The sequence below is a fragment of the Allobosea sp. Root670 genome, assembly GCF_001429415.1.
Taxonomy (GTDB): domain Bacteria; phylum Pseudomonadota; class Alphaproteobacteria; order Rhizobiales; family Beijerinckiaceae; genus Allobosea; species Allobosea robiniae.
In genome coordinates, this window is record NZ_LMJU01000015.1 from 489,414 (window position 1) to 507,939 (window position 18,526).

Annotated in this window: 16 protein-coding genes; 2 read left to right on the plus strand and 14 right to left on the minus strand. The window is 66.8% G+C overall.

Going from position 1 to position 18,526, the window contains the following annotated elements; genetic code table 11:
• Nucleotides 1-82 precede the first annotated feature (82 nt).
• The 5 genes from rseP to frr form a co-directional block, all read right to left on the minus strand.
• Nucleotides 83-1,231 carry an RIP metalloprotease RseP gene (gene rseP, locus ASE61_RS14750; RefSeq protein ID WP_061968058.1) on the minus strand — a complete coding sequence of 383 codons (1,149 nt, stop codon included), beginning with the start codon at nucleotides 1,229-1,231 and terminating at the stop codon, nucleotides 83-85.
• A gap of 130 nt (nucleotides 1,232-1,361) precedes the next feature.
• Nucleotides 1,362-2,543 carry a 1-deoxy-D-xylulose-5-phosphate reductoisomerase gene (dxr, locus tag ASE61_RS14755; RefSeq protein ID WP_061968060.1) on the minus strand — a complete coding sequence of 394 codons (1,182 nt, stop codon included), beginning with the start codon at nucleotides 2,541-2,543 and terminating at the stop codon, nucleotides 1,362-1,364.
• Between the two features lie 5 nt (nucleotides 2,544-2,548).
• The gene (locus ASE61_RS14760; RefSeq protein WP_061968061.1) at nucleotides 2,549-3,376 is read right to left on the minus strand and encodes a phosphatidate cytidylyltransferase; all 828 of its coding nucleotides are present in this window, start codon (nucleotides 3,374-3,376) and stop codon (nucleotides 2,549-2,551) included.
• Nucleotides 3,373-4,131, minus strand: coding sequence for an isoprenyl transferase (locus ASE61_RS14765; protein WP_061968063.1), 759 nt, complete (start codon nucleotides 4,129-4,131; stop codon nucleotides 3,373-3,375). The genes ASE61_RS14760 and ASE61_RS14765 overlap by 4 nt, the downstream gene beginning before the upstream one ends.
• 75 nt (nucleotides 4,132-4,206) lie before the next feature.
• Entirely contained in the window at nucleotides 4,207-4,770 is a 564-nt protein-coding gene (frr, locus tag ASE61_RS14770) for a ribosome recycling factor (protein ID WP_061968065.1), read from the minus strand.
• 247 nt (nucleotides 4,771-5,017) lie between these two features.
• On the opposite strand from frr, the gene ASE61_RS14775 reads away from it, so the two are divergent.
• Nucleotides 5,018-5,431 (plus strand): VOC family protein, encoded by a 414-nt coding sequence (locus ASE61_RS14775; protein ID WP_061968349.1) that lies wholly within the window; start codon nucleotides 5,018-5,020, stop codon nucleotides 5,429-5,431.
• A gap of 10 nt (nucleotides 5,432-5,441) precedes the next feature.
• Here the strand turns inward: ASE61_RS14775 and pyrH are convergent, their stop codons facing one another.
• The 4 genes from pyrH to ASE61_RS14795 all read right to left on the minus strand — a co-directional run bounded on the left by pyrH (nucleotide 5,442) and on the right by ASE61_RS14795 (nucleotide 9,063).
• The gene (pyrH, locus tag ASE61_RS14780) at nucleotides 5,442-6,149 is read right to left on the minus strand and encodes a UMP kinase (protein WP_061968066.1); all 708 of its coding nucleotides are present in this window, start codon (nucleotides 6,147-6,149) and stop codon (nucleotides 5,442-5,444) included.
• Nucleotides 6,150-6,257: 108 nt separating this feature from the next.
• Complete coding sequence (gene tsf, locus ASE61_RS14785; protein WP_061968068.1) at nucleotides 6,258-7,181, minus strand: translation elongation factor Ts; 924 nt, start codon at nucleotides 7,179-7,181, stop codon at nucleotides 6,258-6,260.
• Nucleotides 7,182-7,430: 249 nt separating this feature from the next.
• On the minus strand, nucleotides 7,431-8,423 hold the full coding sequence (locus ASE61_RS14790) for a 30S ribosomal protein S2 (RefSeq protein ID WP_061968070.1): 993 nt from the start codon (nucleotides 8,421-8,423) through the stop codon (nucleotides 7,431-7,433).
• Between the two features lie 250 nt (nucleotides 8,424-8,673).
• Nucleotides 8,674-9,063, minus strand: a complete 390-nt coding sequence (locus tag ASE61_RS14795) for a pore-forming ESAT-6 family protein (protein WP_061968071.1) — start codon at nucleotides 9,061-9,063, stop codon at nucleotides 8,674-8,676.
• Nucleotides 9,064-9,278: 215 nt separating this feature from the next.
• Between ASE61_RS14795 and ASE61_RS14800 the strand changes: the two genes are divergently transcribed.
• Entirely contained in the window at nucleotides 9,279-10,433 is a 1,155-nt protein-coding gene (locus ASE61_RS14800; protein ID WP_061968073.1) for a GGDEF domain-containing protein, read from the plus strand.
• Nucleotides 10,434-10,447: 14 nt separating this feature from the next.
• On the opposite strand, the gene pncA is transcribed toward ASE61_RS14800, so the two are convergent.
• From pncA to proS, 5 genes are all read right to left on the minus strand, one after another.
• On the minus strand, nucleotides 10,448-11,074 hold the full coding sequence (gene pncA, locus ASE61_RS14805; RefSeq protein ID WP_061968075.1) for a bifunctional nicotinamidase/pyrazinamidase: 627 nt from the start codon (nucleotides 11,072-11,074) through the stop codon (nucleotides 10,448-10,450).
• A 9-nt stretch (nucleotides 11,075-11,083) separates the two neighbouring features.
• Nucleotides 11,084-14,557, minus strand: a complete 3,474-nt coding sequence (gene dnaE / locus ASE61_RS14810; RefSeq protein WP_061968077.1) for a DNA polymerase III subunit alpha — start codon at nucleotides 14,555-14,557, stop codon at nucleotides 11,084-11,086.
• 596 nt (nucleotides 14,558-15,153) lie between these two features.
• Nucleotides 15,154-15,840, minus strand: a complete 687-nt coding sequence (locus tag ASE61_RS14815; RefSeq protein ID WP_061968079.1) for an ABC transporter ATP-binding protein — start codon at nucleotides 15,838-15,840, stop codon at nucleotides 15,154-15,156.
• A gap of 4 nt (nucleotides 15,841-15,844) precedes the next feature.
• The gene (locus ASE61_RS14820; protein WP_061968081.1) at nucleotides 15,845-17,137 is read right to left on the minus strand and encodes a lipoprotein-releasing ABC transporter permease subunit; all 1,293 of its coding nucleotides are present in this window, start codon (nucleotides 17,135-17,137) and stop codon (nucleotides 15,845-15,847) included.
• A 43-nt stretch (nucleotides 17,138-17,180) separates the two neighbouring features.
• Entirely contained in the window at nucleotides 17,181-18,512 is a 1,332-nt protein-coding gene (proS, locus tag ASE61_RS14825; protein ID WP_061968082.1) for a proline--tRNA ligase, read from the minus strand.
• Between the last annotated feature and the right edge of the window lie 14 nt (nucleotides 18,513-18,526).

The following is an 18,526-nucleotide window of genomic DNA, read 5'->3' on the forward strand; positions in this document are numbered from 1 at the left end:
AAAGCGTTTTTAGAAATCTCGTTGCCGCCGGGCCACGCAGCGTGCCGTTTTTCCGCCGCAAAGCGCCTTCCGCGGGCCGATTTCAGAGCAGGCCGCGGACGTGAACGATGTCGTTCCAGGTCACGAACAGCATCAGCATCAGGACGAGCGCGAGGCCAACCCGAAAGCCGATTTCCTGTGCGCGCGGGCTCAAGGGCCGGCCGCGCAGCGCCTCATAGAGATAGAACAGCAGATGCCCGCCATCGAGCATGGGAACCGGCACCAGATTCATCAGGCCGATCGAGACCGAGAGGATCGCAGCAAGATTGATCAGCCCGAGCAGCCCGCTGCTCGAAGCGACGATGCCGGAGACCTGCGCGATCCGAATCGGACCGGAGAGCTGGTCGGTGGATTCGCGGCCGGTCACCAGCTTGGCGACGTAGTCATAGGTCCGCGTCACGACGAACCAGGTCTCGGTGAAACCGGCCTTGGTGGAGTCGAGCAATCCGAATCGCTGCGTCTTCCAATCCTCGGGACGCGGCGACGCCTTGACGCCGATCACGCCGATGCGCTGCGTGCCGAGCTTGGTCTTTATCTCGGTCAGCGCCGGCGTCACCGGCAGGGTGAGCGTGCCGCCGTCGCGCTCTACGGAAACCTCGAGACGCTCGTCGGGCCGGATCGAGACGATGCGCTGCATGTCGGAGAAGCTGCCGACCGACTGGCCGTCGATGGCGATCACGATGTCGCCCGCCTTCAGGCCGGCCCGCTCCGCCGCGCTGCCGGCGACGACGGCGTCGACGCGCGGGATCAGTACCTGCTTGCCGAAGAAGAAGGTCGAGCCGGCGAAGATCACGATCGCCAGCAGGAAATTCGCGATCGGGCCGGCGGCGACGATCGCCGCCCGCTCACCGAGCGACTGCGCGGGGAACGAGCGCGCACGCTCCTGCGCCGACATCCGGCTCACCGCCTCATCGTCGGGCGCGCTGGAGGCATCGGCGTCGCCCGAGAACTTGACGTAGCCGCCGAGCGGAATCAGCGCGAAGCGCCAGCGCGTGCCATGCCGGTCGTTGAACCCGAAGATCTCGCGGCCGAAGCCGATCGAGAACGTCTTGACGTCGACCCCACACCAGCGGCCGACGAGGAAATGCCCGAGCTCATGGACGAAAACGACAGTGGTCAGGACGAACAGGAACGGCAGCAGATAGCCAAGCAGGAAATGCCCGGCATTCCAGAGAGACGCTGCGAATTCCATGAACCTATTCCCCCGGGGGTCCTAGATCATCGCGCGTCCGAGCGGACGCGCGATGATCTAGCTCATTGGTGCTGCATCGGATTTGTCCGAAAAGTGGATTCTACTTTTCGGTCCGATGCGATAACGGCCTCTAGGTGACAGTGAACCGTGCTTGCGACAAGAGCGAGGCAGCCCGCCGTCTTGAATCTTGGTCAATGGCGAGCGCGGAAGCGACATCGCGCGGCACCTCCGACCCGGCGGGAGAGGCTGCGCAGACCGCTTCCACCAGCGCGGCGATAGCGGGGAAGCCAAGCCGCCTCTCCAGGAAGGCGGCGACGGCGACCTCGTTGGCGGCATTGAGCACGGCCGGCATGGCGCCGCCCTCGCGCAAAGCGGCGATCGCGAGGCCGAGCGCCGGGAAGCGGACGAGATCGGGCCGCTCGAAGCTCAGCGGCGCCGCCAGAGCGAGATCGAGGAAGCGCTGAGGCGGCGCGTCGAGGCGACCGTCGATGCCGAGGCAATGCGCCGCTGCGACCCGCATGTCCGGCACCGCCATGCCGGCGCTGACCGAGCCGTCGCGGAAAGTCACGAGGCCGTGGACGATCTGCTGGGGATGGACGAGCACATCGAGTTGATCGGGTTTCAGATCGAACAGGAACCGGGCCTCGATCAGCTCCAGCCCCTTGTTCATCATGCTGGCGGAGTCGATCGTGATCTTGGCACCCATCGCATAGTTCGGGTGCTTCAGCGCCTGGTCGGGGGTCGCCGCAGCGATGCGCTCCATGCTCCAGGTCCGGAACGGGCCGCCGGAGGCCGTCAGCGTCATGCTGCGGACCGAAGCGAGGGGTTCGCCGCCCAGAACCTGGAACAGGGCGTTGTGCTCGGAATCGAGCGGCAGCAGGCGGGCGCCGACCTCGGCCGCCCGCGCCATCACAGCCTCGCCGGCACAAACCAGGCTTTCCTTGTTGGCGAGCGCGATCGTGCGCCCGGGCAGGAGCGCCGCGAAGGTCGCCTCCAGTCCGGCAGCGCCGGAGATCGCGCTGACGACGATATCGGCCGAGCGGTCGACCGCCTCCAGCACAGCGGAACGCCCTGCCCCGCTGGCGATGCCCGTGCCGGAGAGCGCCTGCTTCAGTGCTTCGCCGCCGGCAGCATCGGCGAGCGCGGCAAAGGATGCGCCCACCTCGATCGCGGCCCGGGCCAGCGCATCGGCATCACGGCCGCCGACCACGACCGCAATGGAGAGGCGCTCGGGATTCTCGGCGACCACGTCGCGGACCGAACGTCCGACGGAGCCGGTCGCTCCCAGAAGCGTGACGCTGCGCAAGGGCATCGGTCTCAGACGTTGATGTGCAGGGCAAAGAGCGCGAAGCCGGCGAGCACCAGCACCGCCCAATAGCCATCGAGCCGATCGAGGAAGCCGCCATGGCCGGGGATGAGCCTGCTCGAATCCTTGGCGTCGAAGCGGCGTTTCAGGGCGGATTCGAACAGGTCTCCGGCCTGGCTGACGACCGAGCCGGCGAACGAGGCGGCAACCACCGGCCCGGCCGCCGTCATGCCTTGCAGCGCCGGCATCCATCGCCAGACGAGGTAGCCGCCGATCATCCCGGCCACGGCGCCGCCGATCGCGCCCGACCAGGTCTTCTTCGGGCTGACGGCCGGCATCAGCTTCGGGCCACCGAGCTTTCGGCCGGTGAAATAGGCGGCGATATCGGTGAGCCAGACGACGGCGAAGCTCCACAGGATCAGGGCGAGGCCGATTCCGGCGAGATCGCGCAGCGCCGGCGTGACCAGCGCGAAGGCCAGCGCATAGGCGACGCCACAGAACTCCAGCGCCAGACGCGAGCGCACGAAGGGCGTCGCAAGCGCACCCAGGAGCGCTATGGCCGAGGCCGTACCCGCAAGCGCCGCCGGACTTGCAGGGGAAAAGGACAGCGCCAGGCCGGCGGCGACCACCGCGATGCCCGCCGGGATCGCATTGCCGCGGCCGATGATCGCGAGCCATTCATAGGCGACGAGCCCGGCAACCAATATCCAGACCAGCCGGAACGGCCAGCCGCCCCAGATCGTGACGAGCAGGATCAGCGCGCCCAGGACCAGCGCCGAAGCGACCCTGAGCCTCAGCTCGGAGCCGGATCGCGGCGCAGAGGCGCCCGGCTCATTCACGCTACGCCTACGCTGCGGTCGGAGGGGGCGGCAAGACCGCCGAAACGCCGCTCGCGCTGACGATACTGCGCCAGAGCCTCCTCGAAGGCGGCCCGGTCGAAATCAGGCCACATCACCGGGGCGAAGATGAACTCGGCATAGGCTGCCTGCCAGAGCAGGAAGTTCGAGATCCGGGTCTCGCCCGAGGTCCGGATGACCAGCTCGGGATCCGGAAGGTCATGAGTGTCGAGCTGGCCGGCGATCGCAGCCTCGTCGATCGCGGCCGGGTCGATCCGACCTGCGGCGACATCGGCCGCCAGCCGGCGTGTCGCACGCATGATTTCGTCGCGGGAGCCGTAATTGAAGGCGATCACCAGCACGAGACCGGTATTGTTGCGGGTGCTGGCCTCGGCGTGCTCGACAAGGCGGCGCAGGTCGGCTGCGAGATCGTCCCGGCTGCCGATGATGCGCACCCGCACATTGGCGGCGGAGAGCTCGGCGAGATCCTTCTCGACGAAATGCTTGAGCAACCCCATCAGGAAGGAGACTTCCGCATAGGGCCGGCGCCAGTTTTCGGTCGAGAAACTATAGAGCGTCAGGACCTGGATGCCGAGGTCGCTGGCATTCCGGACCGTGCGGCGCAGCGCCTCCAGCCCGCGGCGATGGCCCTCCTGCCGCGGCAGCCCGCGCATCTGCGCCCAGCGCCCGTTGCCGTCCATGATGATGGCGACATGAGCCGGGTTGGACACGCCTGCGTCGCGCTGACCGGATGACATGCGGATAAGCCTCGCTCGGCTGCGGCCGAAGGAGCGCGGGAGGTCCCCCGCGCGGGAGATCGAACGTCCGGACGATCAGACGTGCAGGATTTCCTTTTCCTTCGTCGCCAGAGCCTGGTCGATCTCGGCGATATGCTGGTCCGTCGCCTTCTGGACCAGATCGGAATTGCGGGCGGCGTCGTCCTTGGTCATGTCGCCGTCCTTCTCGAGCTTCTTGACGACGTCGATGCCGTCGCGGCGGACATGGCGCACGGAGACCTTGGCTTCCTCGGCATATTTATGCGCGACCTTGACCATCTCCTTGCGGCGCTGCTCGTTCAGCTCGGGGATGCGGATGCGCAGGACCTGGCCTTCCGTCTGCGGGTTGAGGCCGAGATCGGATTCGCGCACCGCCTTGTCGACGGCCTGGACCATCGAGCGGTCCCAGACCTGGACGCTGAGCAGGCGCGGCTCCGGCACGCTGACCGTGGCGAGCTGGCTCAGCGGCGTGCGGGCGCCATAAGCCTCGACCTGGATCGGGTCGAGCATGTTGGCGGAGGCGCGGCCGGAGCGCAGCGAGGCGAGATCGCCCTTGAAGGACTGCACCGCACCGGCCATGCGGCGCTTGATGTCGGCGAGGTCGAACGTCGTCTGGGCCATTTCAATCGGGACCTTGCAGGTAATTCAAAATCGGCGAGACCATGGCGGCGGGGCCGCGCAGGGTCAAGATTTACATCCTCGAACAGCATTTTCCCCCGGATTGGGCAAGGGAAAAGCGTCGATCCGGGCGGATCATGACCGGGTAGCGGCACGACCCGCTGGTTCCCTGCTCATGGATGCCCATCTCATCCTAGAGACCGGCCGGCCCGTCGGCCAGCGCCGGCCGCAAGGAACCGTGGAGAAAACCGTGCCTCGCCTCAACCGCATCATCGAGACCGCGCTTTATGTCGACGACCTCGACCGCGCCCGCGCCTTCTACGAGGACAAGCTGGGCCTCGCCCCCCTGCTCAAGACGAAGACCCTCTTCGCCTACGACGTCGGGGGAGCGAACGTGCTGCTGCTGTTCCTGCGCGGCGCCTCGCTGCAGACGCAGACCGCGGCCGGCGGCACCATCCCGCCGCATGACGGCAGCGGGCCGCTGCACATCGCCTTCGCGATCGACGCGGAAGAGCTTGCGACCTGGGAGGCGAAGCTCGGTCAGCTCGACATCGCCGTGGAAGGGCGGATGCAATGGGAGCGCGGCAGCACGAGCCTGTATTTCCGCGATCCCGACGGGCATCTCCTCGAACTGGCGACGCCCCGTCTCTGGCGGACCTACTGAGGCGATTGCCTCAAGGCGTGACGTAAGTCGCCCTGCCCTCGCCGCGCAGGACGGCGGCCAGCATGCCGGGCTCGGCGATCGAGAAGACGACGATGGTCAGGCTCGCGTCGCGGGCGAGCGCGAAGGCGGCGGTATCCATCACCTTGAGGTCGCGCTTGATCGCGTCCTCATGGGTCAGCGTGTCGTAGCGGGTCGCAGCCGGGTCCTTCTTCGGATCGGCGCTGTAGACGCCGTCGACCTGCGTCGCCTTGAGCAGATGGCTGCAGCCGAGCTCGGCTGCGCGGAGCGCCGCGCCGGTATCCGTGGTGAAATACGGGTTGCCGGTGCCGCCGCCGAGGATGACGACCTTGCCGTTGCTGAGATGATCGAGCGCGCGCTTGCGGGCATAGCTCTCGCAGAGCGAGGGCATCGGCACCGCCGACATGGCGCGCGCAGGGGCGCCGGCGGCCTCGATCGAATGCTCCAGGGCGAGCGCGTTCATCACCGTGCCGAGCATGCCGATCGAATCGGCCGTGGTCCGGTCGAGCCCCTTGTTGAGGCCCTGGACGCCACGGAAGAAGTTGCCGCCGCCAACGACGATGCCGATCTCGACGCCTTCACGGGAAGCATGGGCGATGTCGGCGGCGAGCGCCGTCAGCGTGACGCCGTCCAGACCGTTTCCGACCGGACCGGCAAGGGCTTCGCCGGAGAGCTTCACGAGAACGCGTTGGGGTCTCATCGATGTCTCTCCGTCTCGTTGTGGCCGGCCGCGATTCGACGCGGCCCTATCTTCCTACAAAAAAGGCCGCGCGATGCGCGGCCTTTCTGTCATTCATCACAGGGCTTGTCAGCCCGTGGTGCCGCCGGCGGCAGCGACCTCGGCCGCGAAGTCCTGCTCTTCCTTCTCGATGCCCTCGCCGAGCGCGAAGCGGGCGAAGCCGGTGAGCTGCACGGGAGCGCCGACCTTGCCCTCGATCTCCTTGAGGACCTGCGCGACCGACTTCGAGCCGTCATGGATATAGGCCTGCTCCAGCAGGCAGTATTCCTTGGCGTAGCTCTTCAGGCCGCTCTCGGTGATCTTGGCGAGGACATGCTCGGGCTTGCCGGCGTTCTTCTCGGCCAGGATCGCCTTCTCGCGCTCCAGGACGTCCGGGGCGACCGAAGCGAGGTCGAGCGCAACCGGGTTGGTCGCCGCGACATGCATGGCGAGCTGGCGGCCGAGCGCGGCAAGCTCATCCGACTTGCCGTTCGACTCGAGCGCGACGATGACGCCGATCTTGCCGAGACCATCGGCGATCGCGCCGTGGACATAGGAACCGATCAGGCCCGAGGAGACCTTGAGCGCGGCGACGCGGCGCAGCGTCATGTTCTCGCCGATGGTGGCGATGGCGTTGGCGATCGCGTCCTGGACGGAGCCACCGCCCGGATAGTGATGGCCGAGCAGAGCCTCGACGTCGCCGCCACGCTCCAGCGCGACATCGGCGATGGTCTTGGCGAGCGCCTGGAATTCCGGGTTGCGCGCGACGAAGTCGGTCTCGGAGTTGACCTCGACGACGACGCCTTCATTGCCCTGCACCGAGACGGCGACGAGGCCCTCGGCGGCGACGCGACCGGCCTTCTTGGCGGCCTTCGACAGGCCCTTGGCGCGCAGCCAGTCGACGGCGGCCTCCATGTTGCCGTCGTTCGCCGAAAGGGCGGTCTTGCAGTCCATCATGCCCGCGCCGGTCTTGTCGCGGAGTTCCTTCACCATCGCGGCGGTGATCGCTGCCATCTGTCTTGTCCTTGCTGTCGGTGCGGCACTGGCCCTGGGACCGGCCGCGGATCGGATTGATGCGGACGCCTGCATGGGGAAACGCCGACGCTCCGTTTCCGGCCGTCGGCGCGTCCTCTAGCTCTTTGGTCTTGCATCGGCTCTGCCCGAAAACCGCGGGCCACTTTTCGGGCCGATGCTCCAAAAGCCGGCGTCAAACGAGAGGCTCGATTGCGACGCGCCGATGACGCGCCGCAAGGGCAAACCGAATTACGCGTCGGCGAGTTCGCGAGCCTGGGCGACCCAGCCCTCGCGCTCGATCTTGCCGCCGAGCTTCAGATCATGGTCGATCTTGGTCACGTCGGCCGGGGTCATCGCCGCGACCTGCCAGAAGTGGTAGATGCCGCCGTCGTTCAGCTTCTGGACCGCATCGGGACCCATGCCCGAGAGCTTGGTCAGGTCGTCCGGAGCGCCGCGCGGGGTGGTCAGCGTCTCGAAGGCGCCGGAAGCGGTCTCGAGAGCTTCCTCGACGACCGGCGCCTCGGCGGCGCCGACATCGATGCCCTGGTCGCCCGAGGCGCGGCCGATGCCGTCGATCGCCGAGCGGGCGATCAGGTCGCAATAGAACTGGATGGCGCGGCCGGCGTCGTCATTGGCCGGGACCGGGAAGGTGATGCCGTCCGGGTCCGAGTTCGAGTCGACGATCGCGGCGACCGGGATGCCGAGGCGCTGGGCCTCCTTGATCGCGAGCGCTTCCTTGTTGGTGTCGATCACGAAGATCATGTCCGGCGTGCCGCCCATGTCCTTGATGCCGCCGAGAGCCTTCTCGAGCTTGTCGCGCTCACGCGACAGCATCAGGCGCTCCTTCTTGGTCAGGCCCGAGCCGCCGCCGTTGAGCAGCTCGTCGACCTTGCGCAGGCGCTGGATCGAAGCCGAAATGGTCTTCCAGTTGGTCAGCATGCCGCCGAGCCAGCGGGAGTTGACATAGTACTGGGCCGAGCGCTTGGCGGCATCGGCGATGGCATCCTGCGCCTGGCGCTTGGTGCCGACGAAGAGGACGCGGCCGCCGCGGGCAACGGTGTCCGACACGGCCTGGAGGGCACGGTGCAGCATCGGCACCGACTGCGACAGGTCGAGGATGTGGATGTTGTTGCGGACGCCGAAGATGTACGGGGACATCTTGGGGTTCCAGCGGTGGGCCTGGTGGCCGAAATGGGCGCCGGCCTCAAGGAGCTGGCGCATGGAGAAATCAGGCAGAGCCATGGTGTTCTAGTCCTTCCGGTTGAGCCTCTGGAGCGCGAATGAACAAGGCATGAGCTGCCGCGTCACCGGAACGCCTCGGAAATCGAGGTGATGCACTCCATGTGGGATGGGCTGCGCCTTACAGGGGATAGCGCAGCATTGCAAGCCGGCGCGGCCCAGAAAACCGGAAGCGCGCCTTGATAAGGCCCATGCGGATACCGCATGGGCCCATTCAGAAGTGGGCGCGGGGCCTGCCCCCGCCCTCGCCTCACTACGGCAGCTTGGCGCCCATCTGCTTCACGAGATCGCCGATCTGCTTGCAAAAGGTCGCAGGCGTGCCGTTCTGTGCCTTGGCGATGACCTCGATGTCCTGCTCCATACCCATGGCCGAGATCGTGCCCTTGCGACCAGCGGCTTCGGCGGCATCGCCGCCGCTGACATCAGCGGGCGCCGGAATCATCGCGACCAGCTTCTTCTGGACGTCGGCAGCGGCAGCGTCGGTGTACCCCTTGTCGGCACAATAGCCGAGGATGCCGAGTTGATTGCGGGCCGCCTGGTAGGCGACCTTGAGCTGGTCGGCCTGGGTCTGCGCGAAAGACGGCGCGACCGAGCCTAAAAACGCGATCGTGGAGGCGACTATCAACGACTTATAAAAGTTCATGGGGAATATCCTCAGCCTATCATGTTCTCAAGCATGCCACGATGCTCTCCCCCCCGCCGCAGCCTGCCTAGCGCGTGCAGCCGGGCCGGACAACCCGGAACGCCGCAACATCCCCGGCCTCCTGGGTCGGACTTGCCGTCGCGGCCGGCTGTTTCGGCCATCGGCGCAGGACGCGAAACGACCCGACGAAGCGATCGTGGGAGGCCGACATCGGCGTGATCCTCGACCTGAGAACGATCTTCGTCACGGGCGCGCTCACCTGCTTCATCATCGGCGCGATGCAGCTGATGACCTTCGCGACCGGCCGCTTCACCCGCAGCCCGGTCTGGTGGGGTGTCAGCAGCCTGTGCATCGGCACCGGCCTGCTGGGCGCAGCCTTCCGCGGCACGATTCCCGATATCGTCTCGATCGAGTTCGCGAATACGGCGCTGTTGGCCGGCTGCCTGCTGCTGCTCCTGGGGATTCGAAGCTTCGCGGGCCGGGAGCTCAACTGGTTCGGATTCGGGGTGGTGCTTCTCGGCAGCTGGGCGCTGCTCGCACTTTCACCGGGCATCGAAGGTTATTCCACACGGGTCATGGTCGTTGCGACGGTGATGGCGCTATGCGACGCCGCCATCGTGCGCGAGGCCGTACGGCTCGGCCGGCAGGAGGGGCTGCGCTCGGCCTGGCTGCTGGCCATCCTGTTCGCCCCGACAGTCGTGATCTATGCCGGACGCATCGCACTGGCGGCGCTGGACCGGGTCGGCACGACGCTGTTCCCGGAGGAATCGGGAGCGACCGGCTGGCTCGCCGCCAGCGGCGTCGCCTTCATCATCCTCAGAGGCCAGGCCCTGCTGATGCTTGCGGCCGAGCGCAGCAACCGGATGCTGGCAACCCTTGCCCGGCGCGATTCATTGACGGGGGCGATGAACCGTTCAGGCCTGGAGCAATGGCTGGCACAGCAATCGCGCGGAGAGCGGCGGGCCGCGCTCCTGCTCGTCGACATCGATCACTTCAAGCGGCTCAACGACACGCTCGGCCATGCGGCCGGGGACCGGATCCTGCGCCTGTTCGCAGATTCCGTGCGGGAGCAACTGCGCAGCACCGACATCCTGGCCCGGCAGGGCGGCGACGAATTCGCGGTCATCCTGCCCGATGTCGGCGTCAGGGAAGCGGTCCGGGTCGCGGAACGCATCCGCCACGCCTTCCGCGACAAGATCGCCGATCTCGCCGAGATCCGGCTGCAGCCGACTCTCAGCATCGGCGTGGCCGAGATCGAACTCGGCGGACGCGAGCTCGATGACCTGCTGGTCGAGGCCGACGAGGCGCTCTACCGCGCCAAGCGGCTCGGGCGCGACCGCGTCCAGGCGCAGCTCAAGCCGGCCGCCTGAAATCGGGCTGAAGCTCAGATCGCGAGGTTTGCGGCGCTGACGCGCCTGATCCCGGCCGCCGTCATCTCGGCCCAGGCCCGGTCGAGCGAACCGTCGAGATCGATCGCGCGGCAGGCATCCTCGACCACCACCGTCTCGAAGCCGGCGCGGGCGGCATCCTGCGCCGTCCAGTTCACGCAGAAATCGGTGGCGAGACCGGCGATGACGACCTTCGCAATACCGCGCTCGCGCAGATAGCCTTCCAGCCCCGTCCGCGTCCGGCGATCGGCCTCGACGAAGCCGGAATAGCTGTCGATGCCCGGGCGATATCCTTTGCGGATGACCGCCTCGGCATGGGGTAGGTCGAGGCCGGGATGGAAGGCCGCTCCGGTCGAACCCTGCACGCAATGGTCCGGCCAGGGCACCTGCGGGCCATAGGCCAGTTCGATCGTCCCGAACGGCTTGCGGTCGGGATGGCTGGAGGCGAAGGAGGCGTGCCCTGCGGGGTGCCAGTCCTGCGTCAGCACGACATGGCGGAAGTGGCGTCCGAGCGCATTGACGAGAGGCACGACCGCATCGCCATCCGGTACGGCAAGGTTGCCACCCGGACAGAAATCGTTCTGGACGTCGACGACGAGCAGGGCAGTCCGGTCGTCGGCCATAGCGCGCTCCTATTGCAGCCTGACATCGACCACGCCGGGCGCGGCGCGCACGGCATTGGCGATCTGCTGGTTGACCGGGAACTTGCCGGGCAATTCGATCTCGACCTCTTGCGCCCCGTCGTCGATGATCATCACGATCGAGACCTTGCCCTCGGCCCGCACGGCCTCGCGGGGACGAATCCGCTCGGCGATCGAGGCCACTGCCTTCTCGTCGCGCAGATAGACGACGAGATCCTGCTTCTGGCGCGCGGCGAGACCATCGAGTTCCTCGGCATCCTCGATGCGCGGGCGCACCTCTTCGCCGTCGAGCACGGCGGACAGGCGCAGCACCAGCGCCCTGCCCGGCTCCAGCAGATCGCGCAGCTTCATCAGCCCTTCCGAGAACAGCACGGCCTCGAACTGGCCGCTCGGATCGGACAGGTTGACGATGCCCATCTTCGAGCCGGACTTGGTGCGCCGCTCCGACTTGTCGATGACCGAAACCGCGACCTTGCCGACGCCGGTGCCGTTGGCGCGCACCGTCTGGGCGAAATCGGCATAACGCTGCACGCGCAGGCGCTTCAGCACATGCTCGTAATCGTCGAGCGGGTGGCCGGAGAGGAAGAAGCCGACCGCCTCGTGCTCGCGCTTCAGCTTCTCGGCCGGCGCCCACGGCTCGACCTGCGGGATGCGGAAGGCCTCCTGCACCACGCCGCCGCTCAAGAGATCGAACTGGCCGGCCGCCGCCTCGTCGCGGGTGCGGTTGGACAGCGCCAGCATGCCGTCGAGTGCCGCGACCGCTCGGGCGCGATCCGCCTCCAGCTCGTCGAGCGCGCCCGCGGCGATCAGGGCCTCAAGCGTCCGGCGGTTGACGAGCCTCGTATCGATGCGGCGGGCGAGATCGGCGAGGTCCCGGAACGGGCCGGCGGCCTGCCGCGCCGCCACCAGCGATTCCACCGCCGCAGTGCCGACGCCCTTGATGGCGCCGAGCGCGTAGAAGATCTTGCCATCGGCCACGTCGAACTCGACGCCGGACTGATTGATCGCCGGCCGCTCGACCTTGATGCCGAGCCGCTCGGCGTCGCGGCGAAATTCCGAGAGCTTGTCGGTGTTACCCATGTCGAGCGTCATCGACGCGGCCAGGAACTCGACCGGATAATTCGCCTTCAGATAGGCGGTCTGGAAGGCGACGATGGCATAGGCCGCCGCGTGGCTCTTGTTGAAGCCGTAATCCGCGAACTTGGCGAGCAGGTCGAAGATCTCGGAGGCGACGTCCTTCTTGATGCCGCCGTCGATCGCGCCCTTCACGAAGCGGTCGCGCTGGGCGTCCATCTCCGCCTTGATCTTCTTGCCCATGGCGCGGCGCAGCAGGTCCGCCTCGCCGAGCGAATAGCCCGAGAGCGCCTGCGCCACCTGCATCACCTGTTCCTGGTAGACGATGATGCCGTGGGTCTCGCGCAGATAGGGCTCCATGCCGGGGTGGAGATAGGTCGGATCCTCCAGCCCGAGCTTGCGGCGGCAATAGGTCGGGATGTTGTCCATCGGGCCCGGCCGGTAGAGCGCCACCAGCGCGATCAGGTCCTCGATCCGGTCGGCCTTCATCTCGACCAGCGCCTTGCGCATGCCGACCGATTCCACCTGGAACACGCCGACCGTCTCGCCGCGCGCCAGCATGGCGTAGGTGGTCGGGTCGTCGAAGGGCAGTTGCGCCAGATCGATATGGATGTCGCGCTGGGCGATCAGCTTCACTGCGGTGGTCAGCGTGGTCAGCGTCTTCAGGCCGAGGAAGTCGAACTTCACCAGCCCGGCCTGCTCGACCCATTTCATGTTGAACTGGGTGACGCGCATGCCGGTGCGCGAATCGACCGAGAGCGCGACGAGCTGTTCGAGCGGCCGATCGCCGATCACCACACCTGCGGCGTGAGTCGAAGCATGGCGATGAAGCCCTTCCAGCTTCTGGCCAATTTCGAGCAGGCGCGCGACGATCGGCTCCTCCTCGGCCGCCTGCTGCAGCTTGGGCTCGCCCTCGATCGCATCCTTCAGCGAGATCGGCTTGGCCGGGTTCTGCGGCACGAGCTTGGTCAGCTTGTCGACCTGGCCATAGGGCATTTCAAGCACGCGGCCGACGTCGCGCAGCACGCCGCGGGCGAGCAGCGTACCGAAGGTGATGATCTGGGCGACGCGCTCCTGCCCGTAATGATGCTTCACATACTCGATCACCTCTTCACGCCGGTTCTGGCAGAAGTCGATGTCGAAGTCGGGCATCGAGACGCGGTCGGGATTGAGGAAGCGCTCGAAGAGCAGGCCGAAGCGCAGCGGGTCGACGTCGGTGATGGTCAGCGCATAGGCGACGAGCGAACCCGCACCCGAGCCACGGCCCGGCCCGACCGGAATGTCCTGGTTCTTCGCCCATTTGATGAAATCCGAGACGATCAGGAAGTAGCCCGGGAACTTCATCCTCGTGATGATCGAGAGCTCGAAATCGAGCCGCTTCTCGTAATCCTCGACGCTGAATCCCTCGGCCGGGCCGTGCTTGGCCAGCCGTGCCGCGAGGCCGGCACGCGCCTGCTCCTGCAGCTCCTCGGCCTCGTCGCGGCCCTCCTCGCCGAAGCGCGGCAGGATCGGCTTGCGGGTGGTGACGCGCCAATGGCAGCGCATCGCGATCTCGACCGTGCTCGCCAGCGCTTCCGGCAGGTCGGCGAAGCGCTTCTTCATCTCGGCACGCGAGGCGAAATAATGCTCCGGCGTGACGCGGCGGCGCGTGCCGTCGGAAACGAGGCGACCTTCCGCCACCGCCAGCAGCGCGTCATGCGCGTCGAAATCGGCAGGCTTGGCGAAGAAGGGCTCGTTGGTCGCGACGACGGGTAAGTCGGAATCATAGGCGAGGCGCAGGAGATGGGCCTCCCGCGCCGCCTCGCCATCGCCGCCATGGCGCTGGATCTCGACATAGAGCCGGTCGCCATAGATTCCGGCGAGCGTCGCGAGGCGCGAAGCCGCCTGCGGGAGCTGGCCGAGACGCAAGGCGACGTCGATCGGCCCGCCCTGCCCGCCGGTCAGCGCGATCAGTCCCGTATTATAGGCGGCAAGACGCTCGACCGTGGTGATCGGCTGGCCGGAGCCGCCCGTTGCAAGCGCCGCTTCGCTGACGAGCTTCATCAGGTTGCCGTAACCGGCCTCGTCCATGGCGAGCAGGACGATATGCGGCAGGCGCTGCGGCTGCATCGGCTTGCGGCTGCCCTCGCCCTCATCAGCGAAATCGACCGAAAGCTGCACGCCGACGATGGGCTGCAGACCCGAGCCCGCGAGCTTCTCGGAGAATTCGAGGCCGCCGAAGAGATTGTCGCTATCGGTCAGCGCCAGCGCCGGCTGGCCGTCGGCCACCGCCATCTTGGCCAGCGTCGCGATGGTCATCGCGCCTTCGAGCAGCGAGTAGCTCGAGTGGACATGCAGGTGGACGAAGCCGATCTCCTGGAGAACGCGCGCCTCGCCAGCTTCCCTGCTCATGTCCCACTCCTGCCGCCGCAACCGGGCGACTCGTCGACCCTGATCCCTATGCGCCTCTTATGCGTTCTGGGTGGGGCCTGCGTCGAGACCTTGCGGGCCCGTCTGTGGATGGCTCCTGCCGTGCTCAGACATGCGGGCCGGAGAGGATCGCAGCCCAGAGCCAGATCATGCCGAGGAAGACGCCGAGCGAGGCGATCTCGGCAAGGCCGGCGGCGAGTTTACGCGCTGCAGTCATGAGAACCTCCTGTGTTCTTGGTTGGTTCAGTTTAGTTCATGATTTGTTCTCGTCAATGTCGATAGGGAAACTGGCGGGTCGATCTCGACGCGGAGGTTAATGAAACCCTACCGAGGGACCGAATCCGGCATGGGGCTGGCCTTCATCTTCACTGCCCTGCGAATGTCACACCCGTCACGGTCGGGCTTGCCCCGACCGTCGATGTCTTCGCTGGTCGAGGTCGCGTTCAAGACGTCGATGCTCGCCGCAAGGACGAGCATGACGATCGCTGGATCGTTCCTGCCAGGGCAACTCTTGTCATTCCGGGGCGGGCCGCGGGCGTGAACCTGGGACCAACGACTGGCTGAGCGTTTCGAGTCGCCTACAGCTTGACGACCAGCCCATCGCGGATCGTGACCTGCCGATCCATCTGGCGGGCAAGCTCGAGGTTATGCGTCGCGATCAGCGCCGCCAGCCCCGAGGCCCGCGCCAGCGCCATCAGCGTGCCGAAGACATGCTGCGCGGTCTGCGGGTCGAGATTGCCCGTGGGCTCGTCCGCCAGCAGCAGGCGCGGCCCGTTGGCAACGGCGCGGCCGATCGCGACACGCTGCTGCTCGCCGCCCGACAGCTCGCCCGGCAGATGGTCGAGGCGCTCGCCGAGCCCCAGGAAGGTCAGCAATTCGGTCGCCCGCTCCTCGGCCAGGCCGCGCGCCAATCCGCGGATGCGCTGCGGCAGCACGACATTCTCCAGCGCCGTGAACTCGGGCAGGAGATGGTGGAACTGGTAGACGAAGCCGATCTCGGTGCGGCGCAGCCGCGTGCGGCCCTTGTCGTCGAGCTTGGTGGTGGCGAGCCCGCCGACGAAGACCTCGCCGGCATCGGGCTTCTCCAAGAGGCCGGCGACATGCAGCAGCGTCGACTTGCCGGTGCCGCTCGGCGCGACCAGCGCGACGACCTCGCCCGGCCAGAGCGCGAAATCGGCCTTGCGCAGCACTTCGAGCGGCGCATCGCTCTGCGGATAATAGCGCTCGACCTGGGAGAGGAAGAGCGCGGGCATTTCCTGTGCCATCGCTTTAGCCCATCCTCAGCGCTTCGACGGGGTCAAGCCGGGCAGCCTTCCAGGCCGGATAGAGCGTCGCCAGCAGCGACAGGGTCAGCGCCATCAGCACGACGCTCGTCACCTCGCTCCAGTCTATGACCGAGGGGATGTCGCTGAGGAAGCGCACCGTCGGGTCCCAGAGATTGGCCCCGGTGATCCAGTTCAGCCCGGCCATGATCGACTTGATGTTCTTGGCGAAGACGATGCCGAGACCTAAGCCCGCCAGCGTACCGACGACGCCGATCGTCGCCCCGGTGATCAGGAAGACGCGCAGCACCGTGCCGCGCGTGCAGCCCATGGTGCGCATGATCGCGATATCGGCGGTCTTGTCCTTCACCAGCATGATCAGGCCGGAGACGATGTTCAGCGCCGCGACCAGCACGATCAGCGTCAGGATGATGAACATCACGTTCCGCTCGACTTCGAGCGCATTGAAGAAGCTGCGATTGCGCTGGCGCCAGTCGGAGAGCACGAGCGGGCGCGGCGCATCGGCCTCGATCGCGTCGCGGACGGCCTGGGTCCGGTCGGGGTTGTCGACGAAGATCTCGATGACGTTCACGTCGCCGTCGCGGTTGAAATAGGCCTGCGCCTCGTTGAGCGGCATGTAGACGAAGGTGCCGTCGAACTCGGTCATGCCGATCTCGAAGATCGCCTTGACCGGATAGGCCTTGATGCGCGGGGCCGTACCGAAGGGCGTCGAGGCGCCCTGCGGGGAAACCAGGGTCATCATGTCGCCGGCCTGGATGCCCAGCGCATTGGCGAGGCGCCGGCCGATGGCGACGCCGGGCGTGCCACCGTCGAAGCCGTCGAGCGTACCGGACTTGATATTGCCGCCGATGAAGGGAATCGCCTTGATGTCGCTCTCGCGTATGCCGCGCACCAGCACGCCGTTGTTACCCGTCTGCGAGGAGGCGAGCGCCTGGCCCTCGACCAGCGGAATCGCGAGCTTGATGCCGGGGATCTTGGCGAGCCTGGCCGCGACGCTGTCGTAATCGTCGAGCGGGCGGTCGATCGGCGTCGCGAAGATATGGCCGTTCACGCCGACGATCTTGCTGAGCAGCTCGATCCGGAAGCCGTTCATCACCGACATCACGATGATCAGCGTCGCGACGCCGAGCAGGATGCCGAGGAAGGAAAAGCCGGCAATGACCGAGACGAAGCCCTCGCGGCGGCGCGTGCGCAGATAGCGCCCGGCGAGCAGCCATTCGAATCCGGCGAAAGGCTTTGTCCCGGTCGGAACCTCGGCGCTGTCGGCGACGGCGCTCATGCGGCAGCTCCCATCAGGTGCGTCTTCATGACGGTGTCCGCCGTCACGCCGCCCTGCCCTTGAAGCGGTCGAGCGCGGCTTCCAGCGAGACGAGCTCACGCTCGCCGCCAGCGCGGCGCTTGATCTCGACCTTGCCCTCGGCCAGCCCCTTCGGGCCGACGATGATCTGCCAGGGCACGCCGATCAGGTCGGCTGTGGCGAATTTGGCACCCGGCCGGTCGTCGGTGTCGTCGAGCACGGCGTCGTAGCCCTTGGCCAGCAGGTCCTTGTAGATGCGCTCGGCCGCACCGTCCGTCGCGGCGTCGCCGACCTTGAGGTTGATGACCGCGATGTCGAAGGGCGCGATCTCCTCCGGCCAGACGATACCGGCATCGTCATGCCCGGCCTCGATCAGCGCGGCGACGAGGCGGCTCGGGCCGATCCCGTAGGAGCCGCCATGCAGCAGCACGGGCTGGCCGTCCGGCCCGGCAACGGTCGCGCCCATCGGCTCGGAATATTTCGTGCCGAAATAGAAGATATGGCCGACTTCGATGCCGCGCGCCGAGACGCGCTTGTCTTCCGGAACCGCCTCGAAGGCGGCCTTGTCATGCATTTCCTCGGTCGCGGCGTAGAGGCTCGTCCACTTGTCGAAGACGCCCTGCAGGCCGGCGACATCGTCGAAATCGGTGTCGGCGGTCGGCGTCTCGAAGTTCAGGTAGTCGCTGTGGCAGAAGACCTCGCTCTCGCCGGTCGAGGCGAGCACGATGAATTCATGGCTGAGATCGCCGCCGATCGGGCCGGTATCGGCCTTCATCGGGATCGCCTTCAGGCCGAGCCGCGTGAAGGTACGCAGATAGGCGGTGAACATGCGGTTATAGGCGTGGCGCGCCGCATCCTTGTCGAGATCGAAGGAATAGGCGTCCTTCATCAGGAACTCGCGGCCGCGCATCACGCCGAAGCGCGGACGGACCTCGTCGCGGAACTTCCACTGGATGTGATAGAGATTGAGCGGCAGGTCCTTGTAGGACTTGACGTAGGAGCGGACGATCTCGGTGACCATCTCCTCGTTGGTCGGCCCGTACAGCATGTCGCGATCATGCCGGTCCTTGATGCGCAGCATCTCCTTGCCATAGGCCTCGTAGCGCCCGCTCTCGCGCCAGAGATCGGCCGACTGGATGGTCGGCATCAGGATCTCGATGGCGCCCGAGCGATTCTGCTCCTCGCGAACGACGTTGCTGATCTTGTTCAGCACGCGCAGGCCCAGCGGCAGCCAGGAATAGATGCCCGCCGACTGCTGACGGATCATGCCGGCACGCAGCATCAGCCGGTGCGAGACGATCTCGGCCTCCTTGGGCGTGTCGCGCAGGAGGGGCAGGAAATAGCGGGAAAGACGCATCGGGAAACCTGTCG

Excerpts from the sequence above, each read along its gene's own strand:
- ASE61_RS14815 (WP_061968079.1), bottom strand. The coding sequence starts at position 15,840 with ATGGCACAGGAAATGCCCGCGCTCTTCCTCTCCCAGGTCGAGCGCTAT.
- ASE61_RS14790 (WP_061968070.1), bottom strand. The coding sequence starts at position 8,423 with ATGGCTCTGCCTGATTTCTCCATGCGCCAGCTCCTTGAGGCCGGCGCC.
- dxr (WP_061968060.1), bottom strand. The coding sequence starts at position 2,543 with ATGCCCTTGCGCAGCGTCACGCTTCTGGGAGCGACCGGCTCCGTCGGA.
- ASE61_RS14820 (WP_061968081.1), bottom strand. The coding sequence starts at position 17,137 with ATGAGCGCCGTCGCCGACAGCGCCGAGGTTCCGACCGGGACAAAGCCT.
- frr (WP_061968065.1), bottom strand. The coding sequence starts at position 4,770 with ATGGCCCAGACGACGTTCGACCTCGCCGACATCAAGCGCCGCATGGCC.
- rseP (WP_061968058.1), bottom strand. The coding sequence starts at position 1,231 with ATGGAATTCGCAGCGTCTCTCTGGAATGCCGGGCATTTCCTGCTTGGC.
- ASE61_RS14795 (WP_061968071.1), bottom strand. The coding sequence starts at position 9,063 with ATGAACTTTTATAAGTCGTTGATAGTCGCCTCCACGATCGCGTTTTTA.
- pyrH (WP_061968066.1), bottom strand. The coding sequence starts at position 6,149 with ATGAGACCCCAACGCGTTCTCGTGAAGCTCTCCGGCGAAGCCCTTGCC.
- proS (WP_061968082.1), bottom strand. The coding sequence starts at position 18,512 with ATGCGTCTTTCCCGCTATTTCCTGCCCCTCCTGCGCGACACGCCCAAG.
- pncA (WP_061968075.1), bottom strand. The coding sequence starts at position 11,074 with ATGGCCGACGACCGGACTGCCCTGCTCGTCGTCGACGTCCAGAACGAT.
- tsf (WP_061968068.1), bottom strand. The coding sequence starts at position 7,181 with ATGGCAGCGATCACCGCCGCGATGGTGAAGGAACTCCGCGACAAGACC.
- dnaE (WP_061968077.1), bottom strand. The coding sequence starts at position 14,557 with ATGAGCAGGGAAGCTGGCGAGGCGCGCGTTCTCCAGGAGATCGGCTTC.
- ASE61_RS14765 (WP_061968063.1), bottom strand. The coding sequence starts at position 4,131 with ATGTCATCCGGTCAGCGCGACGCAGGCGTGTCCAACCCGGCTCATGTC.